We start from the raw sequence: 22,390 nt of genomic DNA, 5'->3' as shown, positions 1-22,390 counted from the left end.
ACGGTGGTCGAGCCAGGTGCCCGGTGATCACGCGGCAGGGTGCGGTGACCGGGCAGTTCGCGGGCGATGCATCACTGGTCAGCTTTGGCGGCAACGAAGCGGCGCTCAAGCTCATCGAGTGTCTCGCTGAGATTCCCGTCAGCGGTCGAATGACAGACCGGATCCTCATCCGGTGTCGGAGCCTCGAACGACTCCAGGTGTTCTTGGAGGACTTCATCATCGACATCGGCGCGGCTGCGGGCAGCACGGTTGGCCGCATGACGCTCAAGGGACACCTCGACAGGAGTGTTGACGTAGACCAGCACCAGAGGAACCTCCATCTCAGCGGCCAATCGCCTCCACGCATCGCGCAGAAACCGTGGGGAACTCGTGTCGTCGACGATCACCGTGGTTCCTGACTCCAGGAGCGTGCGGGCCCTCGATTGCGCCATCTCGAAGGTTTTTGCCCATTCCTCGATCGGCAACCCCGCACCACTGCGCAGGTTGCGTTCGGCATTGATGACGTCTAGGGAGACGACCTCGGCGGCGTCGAGGTGGCGGGCAGCGTGTGCGGCCACCGTGCTCTTTCCCGAAAATGAGCGGCCACACAGCAGCACAATCCCTCGCACCGACGAGCCGGCTGCAGCCATGAAGTGCAGGCTGCCACCGTGGTCCCGACTTCCACACATGATTTTCCTCGGTCGTTTACTGCTATCAGCTGGCGATGAGCGCTTCGTCCCAGCGCTGACGGATTATCCGTACAGTCGTTTCGGCGTTCAGACCTGAGGTGTCCAACCGTAGTCCAGGTTGATCTGTCCATCGGAGCAGCTGATCGTTGAGGTGGCGCCACTGCTCGAACACGTGCTTGCTGCGGCCGGCGTCGCGCTGGGCGACCACATCCAGCTGTGGCGCGAGGACCACGAACCGGATTGGTCGACTGGGCAGCAGGTCCAGGTACAGCCGCAGACCGCCCGGCCACAAGATGACGTCATCGACCACGACCTCAAAGCCGGCCGACCCGAAGGAGTCGGCAAGCAGCGCGGTGTTGCGCCGACGGAGAACCAGTTGCGCCTCGGATTCCTCGACCGGCTCGTCGCCCGGCTGCAGCAATCCGCGCACGATGAACTCCGCACCGATCCGGTCACCCTCCAAGTGGACCGATCGCGGCCACCCGTCGGCCAGCAGCCTCGAAACCGTCGTCTTGCCCGCGCCAGGGATGCCGCTCACGATAGTGATCACAGCCCTCACTGTCGGGGATCTGCCGATCGTCTGCCAGTCAGTTAGCCATCCACCGAATCGAGGCCCGCTGACCTGGTAACCCCAAGCCTCCAGCCCGAAAGCGGTTCCGCCGGCCGACGCCGCCGGCAGCTGCCCGATGACGACACCCGTCTGCGGGCAGACCAGCGGGCACGCTCACCGGGCACCAGTTCGAGCGGGTGAACGGGTGCCGGATCCGATCCCAGACCGGGCAGCCCTCAACTACATCGGACCACTGAGAATTCACGACGACGTCCCACGACGTCAGATGCAAAGCCGCAGCTCCAGATCCCCAGCGACCCGCCAGCGGGCAGAGGTCGACCGGACTCTAGATGTTCCGGACCCTTCTCTGATACCGATCAGTGCCCAAGAAGGGCAAATCCTGCGATGCAAAATGTCCGCAGAGAGGAGCCGGATTGCGGAACTCACTCCAGAAGACGAACATCGCAGGATGCAAATACATCCAATCATGTACGTCCGCGACCAGTACGCGGAGCGAGATTTCTACCGCCTGTTCGGGTTCCAGGATGCCTACGAGGGCGACGAGTTTCCCGGCTTCCTGGCGGTTCGCTGCGGCGAGGCAATCATCGGTCTGCAGGCCGCATCGGCGATGCAACCTGCGTATGCTTCCGGGCTGCGCTGGCAGTTCGCACTCACCACGGCTCAAGAACTCGACGAGGTCATCGCGACCTGCAATCGACACACGCTGACGCACCGGATCGTCACCGAAGAAGGCGGGACCCGCTTCCGCACCCAACTAGTCGCCGTCGAGTCCCCGTCCGGGATCGAGGTCTGGTTCGAAGGACCTAACGAGATCTGACCAGCTTCCTGGGCCGCCGGAGCCGTTCGCTCGTCGGGCCTGTCGGAACCTGTTCGAACCGATCCCTTGACCAGGCTGAGTTCAAGGTCAGCCCGGCCGTATCAGACGTTCGTCTCCACAGCCATGACCAGTGTGTCCACCGACCTGTTACCCGCCGTCGTCCAGCAGATCCACGACGCGCTCGCCCCCTCGCCGACCAGGACTGACCTATACCCGCACGTGATCTGACGTGCTCGTACTACCAAACCGAAACACACACTGGCGATAGCCTCTTCACCCGAGCCACTCAAACCAGCGCGCAGCCGCAAAACGACCTCATCCCCGCCGGCGTCAGCCTCGGCGACGACTCCCCACCACTCCAAGTACCGCAAGTCATCGAAGCCTGTGCCAACCTATTGCAAGCTGCGTCAAATGCCCGCACCGACCGCAACAGGTTCGCTGCCCGGTGACCGCTCCACTGGCGAGACACGTCAGACGATCTGATCACCGCGAAAGCGGCGGTTGCCCGTAGACCCCGCCCGGCTCGCTGCCCGGTCAACGGGCGTCATGTGGAGCGGCTGGCCGGCGAAGAATGCGTAGTGGTTCCCACTACCCTCGGCGACCGCGCCGGCCTGGCGCGGTGGACGCCCTATCGATCGTGCGAGTCATAGGTCGTCCGAAGCGACCGCCACGCGAGCGATCGTGGCGCCTGTTCAGCGAGCTGCTCCGCTGACCCAGGCCGCAGCCCGGTCGGTCGCATTCCGCCAGCGTCCGAGTTGTTGATCATCGGCGGTTCCGACGCCGCGGAAGGTCAGCCGCTCGAAGAGCGGCGACCCCAGGTAGGGGCCGAGTTGATCACGCCAGAGCACGCCGAGGGCATCTGATTCGGCCGCCGTCCCGTCTGCCTCACAGGTGTTGATCACCAGTGCCCGCTGCAGTTGTGGTGCCGGATTCTGTCGTGCCGACAGCAGCACCCGGTCCAGCCAGCCGGCCAGGATCGCCGGCGGCTTGCCGAGCCAGTCAGGGTGGATCACCACCAGTCCCCTCGCCTCGGCGAGCTCGCGTTGGTGACGCAGCACCAGGGGATCCGGCGCCGCGGCGACCCGTGCACGAACCTGTTCGGCACTGGTCCCCCGCGACCAGACCTCTGCCTCACCTTGGGCATTCTCGGTCAGCACCGGGTCGAACGACTCGGCATACAGGTCGTGGAAGTGCTGCCGGACGCCGGTCTGTCCGATTACCGACCTGACCCGGTCGGCGAGTTCATGATCGAAACCGGCGGCACTCGGGTGCGCCAGCACGATCATGACCGGAGAGATAACACTCACGGACGAGAGCGTAACGCCCGTGACGCCGACGGATACGCTGACAATCATGACCCAGAATCCCGAGACTCTCCCCGAGGCGTTGCGAGCCGTAGCCGATGCCGGCGTGATCGCCGTACTCCGGGCTCCTACCTCCGAAGCGGCGGTGGCGGCAGCGGAGGCACTGATCGCGGGCGGCGTGACGGCGATCGAGGTCACCTACAGCACCCCGGACGCCGCTCCGGCGATCGCGCGGATCCGGCAGGACTTCCCGGACGCGATCGTGGGCGCGGGGACGTTGACCCGGCGGCCGCAGGTCACCGAGGCGGCAGTGGCAGGCGCCCAGTTCCTGGTCAGCCCCGGCACGGCGCCCGATCTCGTACGCTTCATGACCGACACCGGGCTGCCGACGATGAGCGGCGCGCTGACCCCGACCGAACTGATGGCCGCCCTGGAGCTGGGGGTCGCTGCGATCAAGATCTTCCCGGGCTCGCTGGTCGGCCCCAGCTATCTGCGAGCTCTGCGCGGCCCGTTCCCCGATGTGCCGCTGATGCCGACGGGCGGGGTCTCGGCCGACAATCTCGGCGACTGGCTTTCCGCCGGCGCATTCGCAGTCGGGGCCGGGAGCGAGCTGTGCTCGGCGTCCGACATGGCCGACCAGCGCTGGGATGTGATCACCGAGAAGGCGCGCCGGTTCAGCGCAGCACTCGCCGCCGCCCGGTCATGACCCATTTGCAACTCAAGGGTTGCACTTCCTGGAGAAACGTGCAACCTTTGAGTTGCACATCGGAGGCTCCGATGTCCCAGGAATCCAGGAGATGATCATGAACGCCACTACCGTTCCGGACACCATCGAACGTGAGATCACCATCGCCGCACCAGTGGACGTGGTGTGGCCGCTGGTGTCCGAACCGGGCTGGTGGATCAATGAGGGCGAGATCCGCGAGCACGCCATCGAGGCGATCCGGGACAACGTCTGGAAGGTTTCGGACGTCAAGCACGGCGACTGGCTGATCGAAGTCGTCGGATCCGTCGAGCCGGAGTCGGTGTCCTTCCGCTGGCTCGCCGGCGAAAGCGACAACGATCAGCCGGACCAACTCCGCACGCTGGTGGAATTCACCCTGCAGCCGGTGGACGGCGGAACCGTGGTCCGGGTGGTCGAGAGCGGCTTCGCCGTCGGCACGACCGACGAGAAGCGCCGCAACACCTACGACGCCAACACCGAGGGCTGGGAGCAGGAACTGGCGGCCGCGAAGGCCCACCTGGAGAAATGACCGATCCCTCCGCGCCCGACGAGGTCGCCGTCGTCTTCACCGCGCTCGCCGACCCGCGCCGACGCGAGGTGCTCGAGACCGTGGCCTCGGCCAGCGGGATCACCGCGACCGCAGTCGCCGAACGCCTGACGATCAGCCGACAGGCCGTCGCCAAGCACCTCGCGGTGCTGACCGAGGCGGGGCTCGTCACATCGTCCAAGCGCGGCCGGGAAGTGCTCTTCGAGGTGAGTCCGGCGCCGCTGGAGGAGACAGCCCGTTGGCTGCAACGTCAGGCGTCGGCCTGGGACCGTCAGCTCGAGGCGCTCAAGCGCCGGGCGGAGCGATCGATCCGCTAGCCGGAAGATCGAGAGTGCTCAGGCGCCCGAGACGTCCAGATTGGCGCCGTCCTCGGTGACCTTGGCCGTGGTCAGCGGCCGGCTCGCAGGTCCGCGCTTGACCGACCCGTCGAGGTTGAACTCGCTGCCGTGGCAGTTGCACATGATCGTGCCGCCGGAGATGTCGGTGATCGGGCAACCCTGGTGAGTGCAGATGTTGCTGAATGCCTTGAAGCTCCCCGCAGTCGGCTGGGTGACGATGAAGCCGTCCTTGATCATGCCGCTGCCGCTCGGCACCGCCGTCTTGGCGACCGTCAACGGTCCCGCCGACGACGCCGCACTGGAGCTCTCGCTTGGCCCGGAGCACGCGGCCAGCACGGCCGCGGTTCCACCGCCGAGGGCCACCAGCCCGAACGAGCGGAAGAGGTCGCGGCGGGATCCGGTGTCGGACACCTTGAGGAATGCGTCGATCATGGGTGGAGTGACTCCAGTCGTCGGTCGGAGGGTGGGCGGCGTCGTCGGCGGCTGCATCCGTCAGTGAATGGGCTGATGCCTCAACTAACGACACAAACCGCCGCCGAGTTCAAACCGGGTGCCAGATCCAGCTCAGGGCTGCACCCGCCTCAGGCCGCCGAATCCCTCCGCCCTGCCGCACGGCGGGTCCCGCCGGTGGTCTTCTTTGCGGTGGTCTTCTTTGCGGTGGTCTTCTTCCCCGCGGTCTTCGTTGCTGCGGTCTTCGTTGTTGCGGTCTTCGTTGTTGCGGTCTGCTTGGCCGTCGTCTTCTTCGCAGGAGCTTTCTGCGGAGCAGTCTTCTTAGCCGCCGGCTTCTTGGCCGGGCTCTTCGTGGCCGCCTTCTTGGTGGTCCTCTGGGAACGCGGTGCGTCAGCCACCGCTGACGTCAGCAGTTCCGGTTGCGCCGGGCCGACCGGGATGTCGTGCCCGTCGAGAATCTCCTTCAGGAACAAGCCGGTGTACGACCCCGGCGACTGGGCGATCGTCTCGGGCGTTCCGGTGGCGATCACCGTGCCGCCGCGGGAGCCGCCCTCCGGACCCATGTCGATCAGATGGTCGGCGGTCTTGATCACGTCGAGGTTGTGCTCGATCACCACCACCGTGTTGCCGGCATCGACCAACCGGCCGAGCACCCCGAGCAGCTTGCGGATGTCCTCGAAGTGCAGACCAGTCGTCGGCTCGTCCAGGACATACATGGTGCGGCCCGTGGAACGCTTCTGCAGCTCGCTGGCCAGCTTGACCCGCTGGGCCTCGCCCCCGGACAGCGTCGGGGCCGGCTGGCCGAGCCGGACGTAGCCGAGGCCGACCTCGTTGAGCGTCTGCAGGTGCCGGGCGATCGCCGGGATCGCGGCGAAGAAGTGCACCGCCTCCTCGATCGGCATGTCCAGCACCTCGGCGATCGTCTTGCCCTTGTAGTGCACCTCGAGCGTCTCGCGGTTGTAGCGGGCGCCGTGGCAGACCTCGCAGGGGACGTACACGTCGGGAAGGAAATTCATCTCGATCTTGATCGTGCCGTCGCCCATGCAGTTCTCACAGCGACCGCCCTTGACGTTGAAGGAGAACCGGCCCGGCTGGTAGCCGCGGACCTTCGCCTCCGGCGTCTCGGCGAACAGCTTGCGCATGTGGTCGAAGACCCCGGTGTAGGTCGCCGGATTGGATCGCGGCGTGCGGCCGATCGGCGACTGGTCGACGTGGATGATCTTGTCGATGTGGTCCAGACCGCTGATCGACCGGTGCTTGCCCGGCACCGCCCGGGCGTTGTAGATCTGCTTGGCCAGAGCGGTGTAGAGGATGCTGTTGACCAGGGTCGACTTCCCCGAGCCCGAGACACCGGTCACCGCGATGAGCTGACCGAGCGGGAAGTCGACGTCGATGTTCTGCAGGTTGTGCTCGGTCGCGCCGTGCACGGTCACCACCCGACCGTCGCCGGGGCGCCGGCTGGCCGGCAGCGGGATCTGCTTGCGGCCGGACAGGTACTGACCGGTGAGCGATTCCTCGCTCTTGAGCAGCTCGTCGACGGTACCCGAGACCACGACGTGGCCGCCGTGCTCACCGGCCCCAGGACCGATGTCGACCGCCCAGTCCGCCATCCGGATGGTGTCCTCGTCGTGCTCGACGACGATCAGGGTGTTGCCGATGTCACGCAGCCGGACCAGCGTCTCGATCAGCCGCCGGTTGTCGCGCTGGTGCAGGCCGATGGACGGCTCGTCCAACACGTACAACACGCCGGCCAGACCGGAGCCGATCTGGGTCGCCAGCCGGATCCGCTGGGCCTCGCCACCCGACAGGCTCCCGGTCGGCCGGTCCAACGACAGGTAGTCCAGGCCGACGTCGAGCAGGAACCGCAGCCGCTCGTTGATCTCCTTGAGCACCCGCTCGGCGATCTGCTTCTCCCGTGCACTGAGCTCGAGACCGGCGAGGAACTCCGATGCCTTGTCGATCGACAGCCCGGCGACCTCGGCGATGTTCTTGCCGCCGACGGTGACAGCCAGCGACGTCGGCTTCAGCCGGGCGCCGTTGCAGGCCCGGCAGGGCACCTCGCGCATGTAGCCGGCGAACCGCTCGCGCGAGCTGTCGGTCTCGGCCTCGGCGTGCCGCCGCTCGACGTAGGACACCACGCCCTCGAACCGGGCGTTGTAGGAGCGCTCCCGGCCGTAGCGGTTCTTGTAGCTGACGTGCACCTGGCCGTCGACGCCGTACAACAGCAGCTTCTTGGCCTTCGCCGGCAGATCCCGCCAGGGCGTAGTCGTGCTGAAGCCCTCGCTCTTGGCCAGCGCGGCGATCAGCCGGTCGAAGTAGTCGGCGACGTGCACGCTGGACCATGGCGCCAAGGCACCGCCGTCGAGACTGCGGTCGGGATCGGGCACCACCAGCTCGGGGTCGACCTCCATCCGGGTGCCGATACCCGAGCACTCCGGGCACGCGCCCCAGGGTGCGTTGAAGGAGAACTGCCGCGGCTCCAACTCGTCGATGGAGATGTCGTGGCCGTTGGGGCAGGCCATCTTCTCCGAGTAGCCGCGTTCGCGGCCCGGATCCTTCGGATCGAGATCAACGAAGTCGATCGAGACCAGCCCGTTGGCCAGCGCCAGCGCGGTCTCGATGGAATCGGTGAGCCGCTGCTTGGCTGACGCCTTCGACGCCAGCCGATCGACGATCACGTCGATCGTGTGCTTCTTCTGCTTGTCCAGCGTCGGCGGGCTGGTCACCTGGTGCACCTCGCCGTCCACCCGGACGCGGCTGAAGCCGCCGGTCGCCAGCTGCCGGAAGAGGTCGACGTACTCCCCCTTGCGGCCACGGACCACCGGGGCCAGCACCTGGAACCGGGTGCCGTCCTCCAGCTCCAGCAGCCGGTCGACGATCTGCTGCGGGGTCTGCCGGCTGATCGGCTCGCCACAGACCGGACAGTGCGGGTGACCGGCACGGGCGTAGAGCAGCCGGAGGTAGTCGTACACCTCGGTGATGGTGCCGACGGTCGATCGCGGGTTGCGGCTGGTCGACTTCTGGTCGATCGAGACCGCGGGCGACAGCCCCTCGATGAAATCGACGTCGGGCTTGTCCATCTGGCCGAGGAACTGCCGTGCGTACGCCGAGAGCGACTCGACATACCGCCGCTGACCCTCGGCGAAGATGGTGTCGAACGCCAGACTCGACTTGCCCGACCCGGACAGGCCGGTGAACACGATCAACGCATCCCGGGGCAGGTCGAGGGAGACGTCGCGCAGGTTGTGCTCGCGGGCACCGCGGATGATGAGACGATCGGTCACGTCCGGGAGTCTAGGACGGACCACCGACAATCCGGTTTCCGTCGGGGTCGCCGGCCTGCGACCCTCTCGCCCGGAACACCGGATGTGGGCGTCGTCCGGGTCGCAGATCCGGGCACGATAGCGTTGGGACATGACTTCCCAGCCGGCCGCGGACCAACCTACGCCGACCGACGAGGCACCCGATCCGACGGCCGAAACGCGGTCCTTGCTCGCAGCGGCCAACCGCCGCCTGCTCGGCGAAACCATCGCCGTCGAGGAGAAGGCCTGGCACCAGCCCTCCTTGTTGCCGAGCTGGACCCGGGCCCACGTCGCCGCCCACATCGCCCGGCACGCCGATGCGATCGGTCGCTTGGCGAACTGGGCCCGCACCGGCGTCGAGCAGCAGATGTACCCCGAGGATCGCGACGCCGCCATCGAGGCCGGCGCCGCCCGCGGAGGACTGGAGATCCAGACCGACCTCGATGTCGCCATCGGCCGGCTGGCGCAGGAGTTCGACGCAGTGACCGAATCCGGTGCCTGGGATGCGGTCGTGCGCCTGCGCGACGGCCAGCAACTGCCGGCCGCGGAGCTGCCGACCGGGCGGCTGTTCGAGGTCACCGTCCACCACCTCGATCTGGACGTCGGCCTGACCGTGGACGACGTCGACCCGCGGGCCGCCGAGCTGGCGCTCGACTGGGCCGTGTTCCGGATCGCCCCGCGGTCGGAATACCCCCGGCTGCGGCTGACCACCGGATCGGGACGGACGTACGACGTTGAGCCGCAGCGGGCGGCCGAGGTGATCGAGATCAGCGGGCCCGCCAACCGGCTCCTCGGATGGATCACCCGCCGGTCCGACGCCGAGGGACTCCAGGGCGACATCCCGCAGCTGCCGAGCTTCGGCTGATCAGGAGGATCCGATGCCAGGACCAGGACACGTCGAGCCCGGGGGTGGCCCGTTGGTGCGGCAGCTGTCGCCAACCGTGACCTTGATCAAGTTGTCGGTCGGGCCGATGGACAACAACGCCTACTTGTTGCAGCCGCGCACCGGGCCGTCGATCCTGATCGACGCGGCCAACGATGCGGACCGGATCGCCGCACTCGCCGACCCCGCCCCACAGACGATCATCACCACCCACCGTCACGGCGATCACTGGCAGGCACTGGGTGATCTTGCCGGCCGCTGGCAGCCAGCGCTGTGCGCCGGGCAGCCGGACGCTGCCGCGGTCGGCCAGGGCGCCGGGGTGTCCGAGGTTCGCGGCGTCTGGGACGGCGACCGGCTTCCGCTGGGCGATGACGAAGACGTCGAGATCATCGGCCTGGTCGGTCACACCCCTGGTTCGGTGGTGGTCGTCTACCGCGGCGAGGTCACCCACCTGTTCACCGGTGACGGCCTCTTCCCCGGTGGCGTCGGCAAGACCAACTCCGCTGCGGATTTCCAGTCACTGATCAACCACGTGGAAACCAAGCTCTTCGACGTCTACGACGACGACACCGAGATTCATCCCGGGCACGGGGACGACACCACCATCGGCCGGGAGCGGCCACACCTGTCCCAGTGGCGCACTCGCGGCTGGTGACCGGGCGTCAACTCCTGCTTGTGGCCCCGCTTGTAGCCCTGACCGTCGGCACCGCCGACGAGGGCAGCGAACCGGCCCGCCGACGTGATGAGGACTGCGCCTCGGCCTGGGGCTGCGGGCTGGTCGCCGAGCGCAACAGGTCGAAGAAGGTGTCGGCCAGCACGATCCGATAGCGACCATCGGCGTTCAGCAGGTCTCCGAGTGCCGCCACATCGGTCGGCATCCAGTTCCAGGCATCGATCCCGGCCGCGACGAAGAACGGCGCACTCCCGTCCCAGTCGCCGACATGATCATCCAGCGCCGACTTGAAATCGTCGGCACCGCCGGGGGCACTCCAGTTCTCGATCACCGGCAGCTGCCCGGTCACTTCGATCGCACCCAGGCCGGAGGACTTGATGATGCCGCGCAACCGCGTGTATCTCCGGTAGTCCTGCAGCACCGCATCGCTGAAAGGTGCTGATCCGTCACCGCTGCTGTAGGCGTACACCAGGTCGAGTCCGGTGCGCTCCAGGTACGCCTCGGTCAGCTTCGCGTAGTCGACGAAACTGCCGCCCGGCCAGGACGGGCCATAGGTGTAACCGGCCCCCGACGGGCCGCAGATCAGCAGGTCATTGCCGGTCGCGGTCCGCTGGTAGTGCTGGTAGATCGCCGGGCCGATGTCGGCCAGCACCGGGTCGATCGTCCAGTTCGTCGGCACCTTGCCGCGGTTCGGGTCGTCCCAGAGATCACGAAGCCGGCGCTGGCAGAACTGGATGTTGTCGCCCTCGCCGAAGGTCATGGTGATGATGATCTTGTTTCCCGGCTGCGCCGGTCGGCGCCTCTTGATCTTGGTCGAGATCGGCGCCCGGACACCGCTGTGCACGGTGCCGTTCATGTAGAAATCGGCGGCGAACACCTCACCGCGGTGCTGGGAGGCGATGTCCACTCCGCCCCACTCACCCGCGACGTCGTTGGAGAACCAGCCGAGATACGGCGTGGCCTTGACCGCCGACCGGTCGAAGATCTCCCCCATCAGCGTGCCCGGGTCGCCGTTCGGGTCGAGCCAGAACACCATCGCGCGGTTGGCCACCACATAGTCGCGGAAGTTCGCGTCCGGCTCCACCCGGGTCGGCGCGGTGTCTGTCGCCGTGACCAGATACTGGTTCCAGATGTCTACGGTGACGGTGAGCTTGGCGGTGCCGGCCGGCGGCTGGAACTCGTAGATGAAGTAGTTGCCGCCGTCGGCGAATCGGTTCTGGTCGCCGCCGATCGAGGAGTTGCCCGAGAACAGGAACGGCGTCTCCGCGTCCGTACCGGGAGTGAAGTCCGCGATCACCGTGCCGTCGGCGGTGGCCGTCAGATGTCCGACGGAGGCACCCCACCCGTCGTCGGTGAAGGAATCGGCGAACCGAAGGAAGACCCCCTCGCCACCCAGTTCCTGACTCAGGTCCCAGGTCAGGGTCGCGCGGTTGGACGAGTCCCTGATCTGCTCGGTCTCACGGGCGATCTCGGTCCAGGTGACGCCGGGGACGTCGACCACCTGCGTCGGCGTCAGGCCGGTCAGCAGCCGGTGATCACACCGCGGCCAGAGATGATCGAGCTGCCATTGGTAGATCGCCACCTTGTCCTGCCCGGTGAACTGGCCGCGCAGGTCCTTGATGATCTTCAGTCCGTACGTCGCCGCCTGGTCGGCAGTGGCGACCACCGCGTCCTCCAGCCCGGCCATCGTCGTCGCGATGTTGATCGTGTCCGCGACATCGGGGTCGTAGACGATCGCGCCCCGGACCCGGGAGCGGTATCTGTGGACCAGCGACAGCGCGTCGGCGTGCCAGGTCGAGCGGCCCTTGCCATAGTCGTCGAGCCAGCGCTGGTCGACCGGATCGTCACCGGTGTCGAAGACGAAGTAGAGCTCGGGCCTCGTGCGGTTGACGATGCCCTGCAGGGTCACCACCAGAAGTTGATCCTCGCCCGTCAGCGTCGCGACCGATGCCGCGTGCAGGTGACCCGGTTCGGCGAAGGTCGGCAGTAGCCGTCCCGGTGACCAGCGCACTCCGGATGCCGGCAGGTGGTGAGAGGGATCGGCCGAGGCAGCCGATGCGGGCCCGAAGATGTTCGAGCCGATACCGGATGAGACGCCGGCGGCACCGGCGATGATCAAGCCGTTGGTGGTGAGGAACTTTCTCCGGGTGACTCTTCCGGAGCCGGACTGAGCTGGCATGACAGCCTCCGTGGGGGAACGACGACAGTGTCGGTGACCCAGAGGTTAGTGAAGCAGAACCAGCCTGCGCCATAGTGATGGCAAAAATTCTCGCGGGCGCTGGTCAGTCGGCGCCGACGTCGACGGCAGCGGACGCTCGGCCGGGTGCGGTGACCAGACGCGACCAGCGGGCGTTGCCGGCGAAGGCCGACAGGCAGCACAACGCGACCGCGGCCGCCGCACCGATGAAGGACCAGAAGAGGCCCCGGGAGTCGATCACCACGCCGGCGACTGCGGTCCCTGCCGCGGCGCCGACCTGATTGACCGAGGAGAGCAGGGATTGCGCTTCGTTGAGCCGGTTCGGCGGGGTCAGTTGATCAAGGAGTCCCTGCTGCATGATCAGACTCGGCGCGATGGTCAGGCCGGTGCCGAAGAGCAGTGGCATCAGCACCCACAGATGCGGATGGCCGCTGCCGACCGCTGTGGCGATCCCGGCCAGCAGGATGCCGAAGGCGCCGGTGGTCAACGGCAGCGTCCGGCGCTCCTCCAGTGCCCAGTTCTTCGACCCGTAGATGAGGCCGCCGATTCCGCTGCCGCCGGCGATGCACATGAAGAGCAATCCGACCCGGTCGTTGCCGCCCAGGATCCGGCTGGCGGTACCGGCCATCGAGGTGTCGAGTTGGCCGAAGCCGACGCTGAGCATCAGCATCACGACCAGCACCGACGCGACTCCCGGGACCGTGATCGCCGACCGGTGGTGCGCGGCATGGTGGGGCGCCTGGTCGCCGGAGTGCAACGCGGGAGCGTTCCGGGCCGCGGCCGTACGGCAGTAGGCGATGCCGCCGCCGGCCATGCACCCGGCGGCAACCAGCACCGGGACGACCGGATTGGTCAGCGCCAGGATCGCCGACAACAACAGCGGTCCGGCGACGAAGCTGAGTTCCATCGCGGTGGCGTCCAGGGCGAACGCCACCCGGCGCGACGCCTGGTCGGGGAAGATCACCCGCCAGGCCGAGCGGATCGCCGGGCTGATCGGCGGGAACGCGAGCCCGGCAACGAAGGCGAGCAGCACCAGCGCGGCCATCGGGGCGTTCCGGGCTGCCGAGATGGCGTCGGCGGCCAGCAGCAGGGCGCTGACCAGCGAGGTGATCAGGAGCGTACGGCGTTGGCCGGCGCGGTCCATCGTCCGGCCCCAGACCGGCGACCCGATCGCGATGCCGATCGCATACGCTCCGGTGACGATGCCGGCACCGCCGTAGGCGTGCCGTTCGGACTGCACCTCCAGCAGCAGTCCGATCGGCGCCATCGACACCGTGAGCCGGGCGACCAGAGCCGACACGAACGGGCCGGCCGCGGGCGGATAACGCAACAACCGGAGGTACGCCTTCGGCCCGGTCCCCAACTCTGGTGCGATCATGTCCAGACGATCATCCCATCGCCGGACCGATCAGTGTGCATCGGAGGGCACTGCCCCGGACTGCTCCCGGGACGACTTGATCAAGCTGGCGACGGTGGTCACGGCCAGGGTGGCGACGATCACCGTCAGCGACAACCAGATCGGCACGTCCAGGGAGAACGGGATGTTCAGCCGCTCGTCCAGGTGGTACTCGTGCATCGCGTGGAGGACCAGCTTCACGCCGATGAAGGCCAGGATCACCGACAGTCCGAGGGACAGGTAGACCAACCGCTTGAGCAGGCCGCCGATCAGGAAGTACAGCTGGCGCAGGCCCATCAGGGCGAAGACGTTGGCGGTGAAGACCAGGTAGGGCTCGCGGGTGAGCCCGTAGATCGCCGGGATCGAGTCCAGGGCGAAGAGCAGATCGGTGCTGCCGAGGGCGATGATCACGAACAGCATCGGGGTGATCAGACGGCGACCGGACAGTCGGACCGTCAGCTTGGTGCCGTGGAATTCCTCGGTCGACGGCAGCCGGCGCTTCGCGAACCGCATCACGGGGTTGTCCGGGACGGCGTCGTCGTGATCATCCTTGCGGTAGTCGACGAACAGCTTGATCGCGGTGTAGATCAGGAAGGCGCCGAAGATGAAGAAGATCCAGCTGAACAACTCGATCAGCCCGGCCCCCAAGCCGATGAACACGCCGCGGAACACCAGTGCCAGCAGGATGCCGACCATCAGGGCGTACTGCTGGAACTGCCGCGGCACCTTCAGCTTGGTCAGGATGATCACGAAGATGAAGAGGTTGTCGACGCTGAGGCTGTATTCGGTCAGCCAGCCGGCGAAGAACTCACCGGCGTAGCGGCCACCGGAGAACAGCCCGACCCCGATCCCGAAGAGCGCCGCCAGGGCGACGAAGACGCCGATCAGCAACCCGGCTTCCTTCATCGACGGTTCGTGCGGCCTGCGGCCGATGACGAACACGTCAAAGCCCAGGACCAGGACCATCGCGCCGATGGTGATCAGCCAGGTGGTGACAGAAACGTCCACATGTCCTCCGAGAGTCAGTGCGCACGGTTGCGCGATCTCGGAGGTCTCTTCCGCCGTACGATCCCTTCGACAAGCTCAGGGTCGTACAACCGACGGCACCGGGAGCCCGGATTGCGGGCTGCAGTCGGGTGACTGCCCGTGATGACGATGCCAGACGCGAAGGAATACTCCCCTCCGCGCACCAGTGTAGGCGAACCCGCCCGAAACTACCGGTTCGCTTCGACCATCTGCCGCAGTTCGCGCTTGAGATCGGAGATCTCGTCCCGCAACCGGGCCGCCACCTCGAACTGCAGATCCGCCGCGGCGGTGTGCATCTGCTCGGTCAACTCCTGGACCAGATCGGCCAGATCACCCGCCGGCATACCGGCGATCTTGCGGGCCTGCTCGGTCACACTGTCGGCACCCAGCCGCGGTGTCGGCGACTTCCGGTCCTTGCCGGCGCGTTTGCCCATCGAGGTGCCGGCCAGCATGTCGGTGGTGTCGGCATCCTCGCGGGCCAGCATGTCGGTGATGTCGGCGATCTTCTTGCGCAGCGGCATCGGGTCGATGCCGTGCTCCTTGTTGTAGGCCAACTGCTTGTCGCGACGGCGGTTCGTCTCGTCGATCGCCGCCGCCATCGACGGAGTGATCTTGTCGGCGTACATGTGCACCTGGCCGGAGACATTCCGGGCCGCACGGCCGATGGTCTGGATCAGGCTCTTGTCACTGCGCAGGAAGCCCTCCTTGTCCGCGTCGAGGATCGACACCAGCGACACCTCGGGCAGGTCGAGGCCCTCACGCAGCAGGTTGATGCCGACCAGGACGTCGTACTCCCCCATCCGCAACTGGCGCAGCAACTCGATCCGCCGCAGGGTGTCCACCTCGGAGTGCAGGTAACGCGTCCGAACGCCGTTCTCCAGCAGATAGTCGGTCAGGTCCTCCGACATCTTCTTGGTCAGCGTGGTCACCAGCACCCGCTCGTCCTTCTCGGCGCGGGTCCGGATCTCGCCGATCAGATCGTCGATCTGGCCCTGGGTCGGCTTGATGATCACTTCCGGATCGATCAGGCCGGTGGGCCGGATGATCTGCTCGACCACGCCCTCGGACCGGGCCAGCTCGTAGTTGCCTGGCGTTGCCGACAGATAGACCGTCTGGCCGATCCGCTCGACGAACTCCTCGAACCGCAGCGGCCGGTTGTCCACTGCCGACGGCAGCCGGAAACCGTGGTCGACCAGCGTGCGTTTACGGGACACGTCACCCTCGTACATCCCGCCGATCTGCGGGACGGTCACGTGCGACTCGTCGACCACCAGCAGGAAATCCTCGGGGAAGTAATCCAGCAGACAGTTCGGCGGCTCGCCGGGCGAGCGCCCATCCATGTGCATCGAATAGTTCTCGATGCCGGCACAGGTGCCGATCTGACGCATCATCTCGATGTCGTAGGTCGTCCGCATCCGCAGTCGCTGCGCCTCCAGCAGCTTGTTCTCCGTCTCGAGCTCGGCCAACCGATGCTCCAGCTCGGCCTCGATGCCCTTGATCGCCCGCTCCATCGTGTCGGCGCCGGCCGAGTAATGGCTGGCCGGCATCAGGATCGCCTCTTCGTCCTCAGAGATGATCTCGCCGGTCAACGGATGCATCACCATCAACCGCTCGATCTCGTCGCCGAAGAATTCGACCCGGACCGCCATCTCCTCGTATTTCGGGAAGACCTCGAGGGTGTCGCCCCGGACCCGGAAGGTGCCGCGGGCGCCGGACAGGTCGTTGCGCGTGTACTGGATGTCGACGAGCCGGCGCAGCAGCTGGTCCCGGTCGATCTCCTGTCCGACCTTGAGCATGATCGCCTGCCGCAGATACTCGGCCGCCGAACCCAACCCGTAGATCGCCGACACGGTCGCCACCACGATCGTGTCCCGCCGGGTCAGCAGCGAGTTGGTGGCCGAGTGCCGCAGCCGCTCGACCTCCTCGTTGAGTGAGGAGTCCTTCTCGATGTAGGTGTCGGTCTGCGGGATGTACGCCTCGGGTTGGTAGTAGTCGTAGTAGGAGACGAAATACTCCACCGCATTCTTCGGGAAGAACTGCCGCAGCTCGTTGGCGAACTGGGCGGCCAGGGTCTTGTTGGGCTGCATCACCAGAACCGGACGTTGCAACCGCTCCGCCAGCCAGGCGACCGTAGCGGTCTTGCCGGTGCCGGTGGCGCCCAGCAGGACGACATCCTGCTCGCCGGCATTGATCCGCCGCTCGAGGTCGTCGATTGCTGCCGGCTGGTCGCCCGAGGGCTGGAATTCGCTCTCCACCCGGAACGGGTGCACGGTGCGCTGGAGCTCTTCGACAGGACGCATACGACCAGCGTATGCCGCCCCACTGACAGTGCCTCCCCAGTCGCCCCGCACGGAGCTCCCGGGGAGCGTAGGCCCTACTTCTCCAGGCTCTTCCAGACCGTCAGCGTCATGTCGCTGTAGTCCTGGCTGATCTGGTTGGTGTCACTGGAACTGGTGTAGATGATGGTCGTCACCGCAGTCATCCCGTCCTTGCGGACCGCCACCGCGGAGGCGATGCCCTCGTCGTAGGAGCCCTGGCTGTCCGAGACCGAGCAGGTCATCTGGGCCTGGGCCGCGGTCAGTGAGGTCGAACCGGTGTCGATCGTCTCGGCCGGCTGCTTGTCGGAGTCGGTGCAGTCCTCGGCGATCTGGTCGAACCACTTGCTGAGCACGTCCTTCGGATCAGCGCCGGCGTCCTGCTGCACGCACTGGGCCTGGAACACGTCCCCGTCGCTGTTGGTGACCGACGCGACCCCCTTCGACGCCTTGACGCTGTGCTTGGTCCAGCCGGCTGCCGGGGTGAGTGAGCAGCCACCGAAGCTGATCGGACCGGATGTCGTGCCGCCGCCCCCGGAGTTGGTGCTGCCCGAGGTGGGCTGGGATTTGGTCGGCTCGTCACTCGGCTCATCGCTGGGCTGGCCGGGCTGCGGTTGCGGCGCGTGGGCGGTCGGCGTCCCGGAATCGGGGGTGATCGGGGCCGTCGGGCCGGCGCTGGCGTGGTTGTTGCTGACGATGCCGATGATCACCCCGACGATCACCAGGAAGGCGATCGAGCCCGCGACGATCCCCAGGATCATCCCCGTGCTGCGCCGCTTGCGGCCGCCGGGTCCGCCGCCCTGCGACGGCGGGTAGCCCGGGGGTTGCTGCCCGTATCCCTGCTGCTGCCCGTATCCCTGCTGGTGCCCGTATCCCTGCTGCCGCCCGTAACCGGGCTGCTGGCCGTACGAGGGCTGGCCGTACGGGGGCTGCTGGCCGTACTGGGGGCCGGATTGTTGCTGCCCGTACTGAGGCTGCCCGTACTGGGGCTGCCCGTACTGGGGCTGCCCGTACTGGGGCTGCCCGTACTGGGGCTGACCTGACGGCTGCTGTGGACCTCCGTACGACGGCTGCTGCGGCGGTTGCGGGTCGTTCGGCCGACTGCCCCAGGGATTGTCACTCATGCCTGGCCTCCCTGGTCCTCGTCGCGGTCAGCCGTCGGGATCGACGACGGATGGGGTTCAGGCGGAGCGGCCGGCAGCGCCGGCGGATGCGGATCCGCGGGGCCGGTCGCCGCGCCCACCGGCTGGGTCCGGGGACTGGTGCGCACTGCGGTGCCGCAGTTGTTGCAGAATGCGGCGCCGGCGACCAGCGGCATCTCGCACGCGGCGCAGAATTCCAGCTCGCCGGACTCCCCGATCGAGTCATCACTGCGGGCGGCAGCCTCGAGCGCGGCCTCCATCAGTCCGGTGTGCAGGACATTACGGACCCGCAGGATCAGCACGCCGAGGATGAGCAGCCCCCACAGCAATGTCAGGAGCGTGCCCTTGGAGCCGGACAGGAAGGAGAAGAGGTAGGAACCGGCGGCGTAGGCGATGTTGGCCAGCACCGCTTCAGCGAAGCCGCGGAGGTAGCGCAGGGTGAAGCCGTCGTAGCCGCGGCCGAGCCCGGAGAATTCGGCACCCGCGATACCGGCCGCGGTGCCCATGATGAGCGGTTTGACCAGACCTTCGAGGAAGATCAGCACGACCCAGGTCGCCGGATCCTGGTGGCTGCCGAGCCCGCCGAACAGGGCACCGGAATGCCGGACCAGGGTGTCGAAGGTCGAGTACGCGACCCCGGAGATGACCCCGAAGGTCAGCCCGTCCATCAGGTCGTCGAATTTGGGCCGGCTGGCCAGGTATACCGGGCCGATCTGGGTCAGGATCTGGCCGATGATCGGTACCGCGATCGCAACCAGCAGGAATCCGGAGACGCTCGGACCGATTCCCGTTCCGCCGCCGATCGCCGGCGTCTGGGCGACCGTCGGCCGCAACTGCATCCAGCCGACGGTGAACGCCAGTGCCAACACCCCGGTGAGCAGGAAGGCTGCGACGGTCACCACGACCGGCTCGTCCTCCCAGAGGTTCACGTCGTAGAGGTAGACGATGTAGACCACCGGGATGGTGAAGGCGGCGACCAGGATGGCGACCGGGAGCGCGCCGAAGATCGCTGCCACCAGCGCGACGGCCATCCCGATGCCCAGTGCGATCCGGTAGGTCTGGGGACGCTGACCGGCGCCCCGCGGCATGATCGTCGAGATCAGGTTGAAGGAGGCGACCGGCTCGTCCGGCTTCACGGCGAACGATTTGGCCCGGCGCAGATCCTCACTCCGCAGGTCCAGACCGCAGACCTGGCAGAAGTGGGCAACCTCGGGCGTCTGCGCACCACAGCGTTGACAGCTCACGGCGCTAGGGTGGCCGATCAAAGGTTCACCTAGCAACCGGGCTCGCCGGTCAACTCCCGATAGACCTGCCGTACGCGTTGTTCCAGGTCGGCCAGGTCGGTGCTGTTGTCGATCACCACGGTGGCGGCTGCGAGCCGCTGCTCGCGGGTGGCCTGGGCGGCGATCCGGGCGTCGGCCTCCTGCCCGGACAGTCCGTTGCGGGCGATCAACCGGTCGCGCTGAACCCGCTCGGGCACGTCGACGACGATCACAGCATCGAAAGCGTTCTGCTGGCCGGTCTCGACCAGCAGCGGGATCATCTGGACGACCACCGCATCGGGTCCTGCCGCGGCCTCCAACTCGGCGGCCCGGCGGCGTACGGCCGGGTGGATGATCGCCTCCAGGTCGTGGCGGGCCTGGGGATCGGCGAAAACGATCCGGCCCAGCGCGGCCCGGTCGAGCCGTCCGCCGGCGATCACCTGGTCACCGAACCGGCTCACGATTCCGGCAAGTCCGTCGGTGCCGGGCTCGACCACCTCGCGCGCCAGCAGGTCGGAGTCGATGATCACCGCACCGCACTCGGCCAGCAGGTCGGCGACGGTCGACTTGCCGGAGGCGATGCCGCCCGTGAGTCCGATCCTCAGCCGTGCCATGCCAGGAGGCTACAAGGTCGGAAGACGACGACGGCCCCGCACCATCGGTGCGGGGCCGTCGTTGTGATCAGCTGATCAGTTCGATCCGCCGGTGAGCTTCTCGCGGAGCGCCTGCAGCGCCTCGTCCGAAGCCAGCGAACCCTCCGGTGCCTGCGGTGCGGCCGCCGGCGTCCGGGCGGCGGTGTTGCCACCGCCGTTGCCGCCGGAGGAGTACGAAGCCGGAGCCTCGGCAGCGGCGCCATCGGCAGCCTCAGCGTCGGCAACCTGCTTCTTGTGCTGCTCCCAACGGGCCTGCGCCTCGGCGTACTGCTGCTCCCAGGCGTGCCGCTGCTCGTCGTAGCCCTCGAGCCACTCGCCGGTCTCCGGGTCGAAGCCCTCCGGGTAGAGGTAGTTGCCCTGGTCGTCGTAGCTGGCAGCCATGCCGTACAGCGTCGGGTCGAACTCCTCGGCGTGGATGTCGACGCTCTCGTTGGCCTGCTTCAGCGACAGCGAAATCCGGCGACGCTCGAGATCGATGTCGATGATCTTGACCATCACCTCGTCGTTGACCTGGACGACCTGCTCCGGGATCTCGACGTGACGCTCGGCCAGCTCGGAGACGTGCACCAGGCCCTCGATGCCCTCCTCGACGCGGACGAACGCACCGAACGGCACCAGCTTGGTGACCTTGCCCGGGACGATCTGACCGATCTGGTGGGTGCGGGCGAAGGCCTGCCACGGATCTTCCTGGGTCGCCTTCAGCGACAGCGAGACCCGCTCGCGGTCCATCTCGACCGAGAGCACCTCGACAGTGACCTCCTGGCCGACCTCGACCACCTCGGACGGGTGATCGATGTGCTTCCAGGACAGCTCGGAGACGTGCACCAGGCCGTCGACACCGCCGAGATCGACGAACGCGCCGAAGTTGACGATCGAGGACACGACACCCTTGCGGATCTGGCCCTTCTGCAACTGGGTGAGGAAGTTCTGGCGAACCTCGGACTGGGTCTGCTCCAGCCACGCCCGGCGGGACAGCACCACGTTGTTGCGGTTCTTGTCCAGCTCGATGATCTTGGCCTCGAGCTCCTGGCCGACGTAGGGCTGCAGGTCGCGGACCCGACGCATCTCCACCAGCGAGGCCGGCAGGAAGCCGCGCAGGCCGATGTCGATGATCAGACCACCCTTGACGACCTCGATCACCGAGCCGGTGACCACACCGTCCTCTTCCTTGATCTTCTCGATCGTGCCCCAGGCGCGCTCGTACTGAGCCCGCTTCTTGGACAGGATCAGGCGGCCTTCCTTGTCCTCTTTCTGCTGGACCAGGGCCTCGACCTCATCGCCGACGCTGACGACCTGATGCGGGTCGACATCGTGCTTGATGGAGAGTTCCTTGGAAGGGATCACGCCTTCGGTCTTGTAACCGATGTCGAGCAGGACCTCGTCCCGGTCGACTTTGACAACGGTGCCGGTGACGATGTCACCGTCGTTGAAGTACTTGATGGTCTTGTCAACGGCTTCGAGAAACTCTTCGGGCGAGGAGAAGTCGTCGACGGCGACCTGTGGGGCTGCCTCAAGGGAGGACGTCATGTAGTAGGGCTCCGATTATGGATGTAGTGAGTTGTACGGTGTTGCTGCGGGCGGCTTTCCCATCCACGTGCACGGATGCGAGCGAGGCCTCCTCGGTCCGAGGTCTGCGCAGACCACAGCGACGTTACAGCCTAACGTCGTGCCGCGAAGGCGGTCAATTCCGCTCAGGTTGCAGACGGGTAAACCCCGGGCCCGTCCGGGGCATTCCCCGATCCGCCGAGGAGTCACTAATTCCCTCATACTTGCGGCGTGTCGTCGGTCGCGGGTCATCCTGGCACAATCGAAGCGTGCCCTCGTACAGCGTGACCGACGCCGCCGGGAACGAGCTGACCGATGTCGGCCCGGATGTTCTACTGGCGGCACTCGACGAAGCGACCGACCATTTGGTGCTGCGGCGCGATGACTGGCCGGATCGCTCCGCGACGGCGCGCCGGCTGGCCGACGGGTGGCAGATCGAGCTGACCGAGGGCGGCACGACGCTGGTCGCCGAGATGCCGGTCACCGATGCCGCACTGGACACGCTGCGGTCCTGGGCTGAGGAGGACCAGTGGTGGCGGGAGGCGTTCAGCTGGCGCCCCGCAACCGGCCGGTGAGG

20 protein-coding genes are annotated in these 22,390 nt (G+C 67.0%); 7 read left to right on the top strand and 13 right to left on the bottom strand.

Going from position 1 to position 22,390, the window contains the following annotated elements; translation table 11 throughout:
• Positions 1 to 71: 71 nt before the first annotated feature.
• Together IEY07_RS19100 and IEY07_RS19095 are read right to left on the bottom strand one after the other, a co-directional pair.
• Positions 72 to 629 carry a P-loop nucleotide/nucleoside kinase family protein gene (locus tag IEY07_RS19100; RefSeq protein WP_188896997.1) on the bottom strand — a complete coding sequence of 186 codons (558 nt, stop codon included), beginning with the start codon at positions 627 to 629 and terminating at the stop codon, positions 72 to 74.
• Positions 630 to 693: 64 nt separating this feature from the next.
• Complete coding sequence (locus IEY07_RS19095; RefSeq protein WP_188896996.1) at positions 694 to 1,218, bottom strand: AAA family ATPase; 525 nt, start codon at positions 1,216 to 1,218, stop codon at positions 694 to 696.
• A gap of 469 nt (positions 1,219 to 1,687) precedes the next feature.
• Between IEY07_RS19095 and IEY07_RS19090 the strand changes: the two genes are divergently transcribed.
• Positions 1,688 to 2,056: a VOC family protein gene (locus tag IEY07_RS19090; protein WP_188896995.1), complete on the top strand. Its 369-nt coding sequence runs from the start codon at positions 1,688 to 1,690 to the stop codon at positions 2,054 to 2,056.
• A 692-nt stretch (positions 2,057 to 2,748) separates the two neighbouring features.
• On the opposite strand, the gene IEY07_RS19085 is transcribed toward IEY07_RS19090, so the two are convergent.
• A complete protein-coding gene (locus IEY07_RS19085; RefSeq protein ID WP_188896994.1) occupies positions 2,749 to 3,363 on the bottom strand; it encodes an NAD(P)H-dependent oxidoreductase in 615 nt (204 codons plus the stop codon).
• A gap of 46 nt (positions 3,364 to 3,409) precedes the next feature.
• On the opposite strand from IEY07_RS19085, the gene IEY07_RS19080 reads away from it, so the two are divergent.
• The 3 genes from IEY07_RS19080 (at position 3,410) to IEY07_RS19070 (ending at position 4,948) form a co-directional block, all read left to right on the top strand.
• Positions 3,410 to 4,066: a bifunctional 4-hydroxy-2-oxoglutarate aldolase/2-dehydro-3-deoxy-phosphogluconate aldolase gene (locus tag IEY07_RS19080; protein WP_188896993.1), complete on the top strand. Its 657-nt coding sequence runs from the start codon at positions 3,410 to 3,412 to the stop codon at positions 4,064 to 4,066.
• A 97-nt stretch (positions 4,067 to 4,163) separates the two neighbouring features.
• Positions 4,164 to 4,613: an SRPBCC domain-containing protein gene (locus tag IEY07_RS19075; protein WP_188896992.1), complete on the top strand. Its 450-nt coding sequence runs from the start codon at positions 4,164 to 4,166 to the stop codon at positions 4,611 to 4,613.
• Positions 4,610 to 4,948, top strand: a complete 339-nt coding sequence (locus tag IEY07_RS19070; protein ID WP_188896991.1) for an ArsR/SmtB family transcription factor — start codon at positions 4,610 to 4,612, stop codon at positions 4,946 to 4,948. The genes IEY07_RS19075 and IEY07_RS19070 overlap by 4 nt, the downstream gene beginning before the upstream one ends.
• A gap of 18 nt (positions 4,949 to 4,966) precedes the next feature.
• Here IEY07_RS19070 and IEY07_RS19065 read toward each other — a convergent pair whose 3' ends face one another.
• Positions 4,967 to 5,401, bottom strand: coding sequence for a Rieske (2Fe-2S) protein (locus tag IEY07_RS19065; protein WP_188896990.1), 435 nt, complete (start codon positions 5,399 to 5,401; stop codon positions 4,967 to 4,969).
• A 149-nt stretch (positions 5,402 to 5,550) separates the two neighbouring features.
• Positions 5,551 to 8,703 (bottom strand): excinuclease ABC subunit UvrA, encoded by a 3,153-nt coding sequence (gene uvrA / locus IEY07_RS19060; RefSeq protein WP_188896989.1) that lies wholly within the window; start codon positions 8,701 to 8,703, stop codon positions 5,551 to 5,553.
• Between the two features lie 130 nt (positions 8,704 to 8,833).
• On the opposite strand from uvrA, the gene IEY07_RS19055 reads away from it, so the two are divergent.
• Together IEY07_RS19055 and IEY07_RS19050 are read left to right on the top strand one after the other, a co-directional pair.
• On the top strand, positions 8,834 to 9,586 hold the full coding sequence (locus tag IEY07_RS19055) for a maleylpyruvate isomerase family mycothiol-dependent enzyme (RefSeq protein WP_188896988.1): 753 nt from the start codon (positions 8,834 to 8,836) through the stop codon (positions 9,584 to 9,586).
• 13 nt (positions 9,587 to 9,599) lie between these two features.
• On the top strand, positions 9,600 to 10,259 hold the full coding sequence (locus IEY07_RS19050) for an MBL fold metallo-hydrolase (protein ID WP_188896987.1): 660 nt from the start codon (positions 9,600 to 9,602) through the stop codon (positions 10,257 to 10,259).
• A 7-nt stretch (positions 10,260 to 10,266) separates the two neighbouring features.
• Here IEY07_RS19050 and IEY07_RS19045 read toward each other — a convergent pair whose 3' ends face one another.
• From IEY07_RS19045 to rpsA, 8 genes are all read right to left on the bottom strand, one after another.
• Positions 10,267 to 12,456, bottom strand: a complete 2,190-nt coding sequence (locus IEY07_RS19045) for a GxGYxYP domain-containing protein (protein ID WP_188896986.1) — start codon at positions 12,454 to 12,456, stop codon at positions 10,267 to 10,269.
• A gap of 103 nt (positions 12,457 to 12,559) precedes the next feature.
• Entirely contained in the window at positions 12,560 to 13,852 is a 1,293-nt protein-coding gene (locus IEY07_RS19040) for an MFS transporter (protein WP_188896985.1), read from the bottom strand.
• 30 nt (positions 13,853 to 13,882) lie between these two features.
• Positions 13,883 to 14,878: a TerC family protein gene (locus tag IEY07_RS19035; protein WP_188896984.1), complete on the bottom strand. Its 996-nt coding sequence runs from the start codon at positions 14,876 to 14,878 to the stop codon at positions 13,883 to 13,885.
• 206 nt (positions 14,879 to 15,084) lie between these two features.
• Positions 15,085 to 17,196, bottom strand: coding sequence for an excinuclease ABC subunit UvrB (gene uvrB, locus IEY07_RS19030; protein ID WP_188896983.1), 2,112 nt, complete (start codon positions 17,194 to 17,196; stop codon positions 15,085 to 15,087).
• 74 nt (positions 17,197 to 17,270) lie between these two features.
• A complete protein-coding gene (locus IEY07_RS19025; RefSeq protein ID WP_188896982.1) occupies positions 17,271 to 18,335 on the bottom strand; it encodes a hypothetical protein in 1,065 nt (354 codons plus the stop codon).
• On the bottom strand, positions 18,332 to 19,597 hold the full coding sequence (locus tag IEY07_RS19020; RefSeq protein WP_188896981.1) for a PrsW family intramembrane metalloprotease: 1,266 nt from the start codon (positions 19,595 to 19,597) through the stop codon (positions 18,332 to 18,334). Before IEY07_RS19020 ends, IEY07_RS19025 begins: the two co-directional genes overlap by 4 nt.
• A gap of 29 nt (positions 19,598 to 19,626) precedes the next feature.
• Positions 19,627 to 20,229: a dephospho-CoA kinase gene (coaE, locus tag IEY07_RS19015; RefSeq protein WP_188896980.1), complete on the bottom strand. Its 603-nt coding sequence runs from the start codon at positions 20,227 to 20,229 to the stop codon at positions 19,627 to 19,629.
• A 75-nt stretch (positions 20,230 to 20,304) separates the two neighbouring features.
• A complete protein-coding gene (gene rpsA, locus IEY07_RS19010; protein WP_188896979.1) occupies positions 20,305 to 21,795 on the bottom strand; it encodes a 30S ribosomal protein S1 in 1,491 nt (496 codons plus the stop codon).
• Between the two features lie 287 nt (positions 21,796 to 22,082).
• Here rpsA and IEY07_RS19005 point away from each other — a divergent pair, with 287 nt between their 5' ends.
• Positions 22,083 to 22,388 (top strand): hypothetical protein, encoded by a 306-nt coding sequence (locus tag IEY07_RS19005; protein ID WP_188896978.1) that lies wholly within the window; start codon positions 22,083 to 22,085, stop codon positions 22,386 to 22,388.
• Positions 22,389 to 22,390 lie beyond the last annotated feature (2 nt).

This window comes from Microlunatus endophyticus, assembly GCF_014646195.1.
In the GTDB taxonomy this organism is placed as follows: Bacteria; Actinomycetota; Actinomycetes; order Propionibacteriales; family Propionibacteriaceae; genus Microlunatus; species Microlunatus endophyticus.
Note: the sequence above shows the minus strand (reverse complement) of the source record. Positions and strands in the feature narration are given on the sequence as shown.

Excerpts from the sequence above, each read along its gene's own strand:
- IEY07_RS19100 (WP_188896997.1), bottom strand. The coding sequence starts at position 629 with ATGGCTGCAGCCGGCTCGTCGGTGCGAGGGATTGTGCTGCTGTGTGGC.
- IEY07_RS19090 (WP_188896995.1), top strand. The coding sequence starts at position 1,688 with ATGCAAATACATCCAATCATGTACGTCCGCGACCAGTACGCGGAGCGA.
- IEY07_RS19080 (WP_188896993.1), top strand. The coding sequence starts at position 3,410 with ATGACCCAGAATCCCGAGACTCTCCCCGAGGCGTTGCGAGCCGTAGCC.
- IEY07_RS19075 (WP_188896992.1), top strand. The coding sequence starts at position 4,164 with ATGAACGCCACTACCGTTCCGGACACCATCGAACGTGAGATCACCATC.
- IEY07_RS19070 (WP_188896991.1), top strand. The coding sequence starts at position 4,610 with ATGACCGATCCCTCCGCGCCCGACGAGGTCGCCGTCGTCTTCACCGCG.
- IEY07_RS19065 (WP_188896990.1), bottom strand. The coding sequence starts at position 5,401 with ATGATCGACGCATTCCTCAAGGTGTCCGACACCGGATCCCGCCGCGAC.
- IEY07_RS19055 (WP_188896988.1), top strand. The coding sequence starts at position 8,834 with ATGACTTCCCAGCCGGCCGCGGACCAACCTACGCCGACCGACGAGGCA.
- IEY07_RS19050 (WP_188896987.1), top strand. The coding sequence starts at position 9,600 with ATGCCAGGACCAGGACACGTCGAGCCCGGGGGTGGCCCGTTGGTGCGG.
- IEY07_RS19045 (WP_188896986.1), bottom strand. The coding sequence starts at position 12,456 with ATGCCAGCTCAGTCCGGCTCCGGAAGAGTCACCCGGAGAAAGTTCCTC.
- IEY07_RS19040 (WP_188896985.1), bottom strand. The coding sequence starts at position 13,852 with ATGATCGCACCAGAGTTGGGGACCGGGCCGAAGGCGTACCTCCGGTTG.
- uvrB (WP_188896983.1), bottom strand. The coding sequence starts at position 17,196 with ATGCGTCCTGTCGAAGAGCTCCAGCGCACCGTGCACCCGTTCCGGGTG.
- IEY07_RS19025 (WP_188896982.1), bottom strand. The coding sequence starts at position 18,335 with ATGAGTGACAATCCCTGGGGCAGTCGGCCGAACGACCCGCAACCGCCG.
- coaE (WP_188896980.1), bottom strand. The coding sequence starts at position 20,229 with ATGGCACGGCTGAGGATCGGACTCACGGGCGGCATCGCCTCCGGCAAG.
- rpsA (WP_188896979.1), bottom strand. The coding sequence starts at position 21,795 with ATGACGTCCTCCCTTGAGGCAGCCCCACAGGTCGCCGTCGACGACTTC.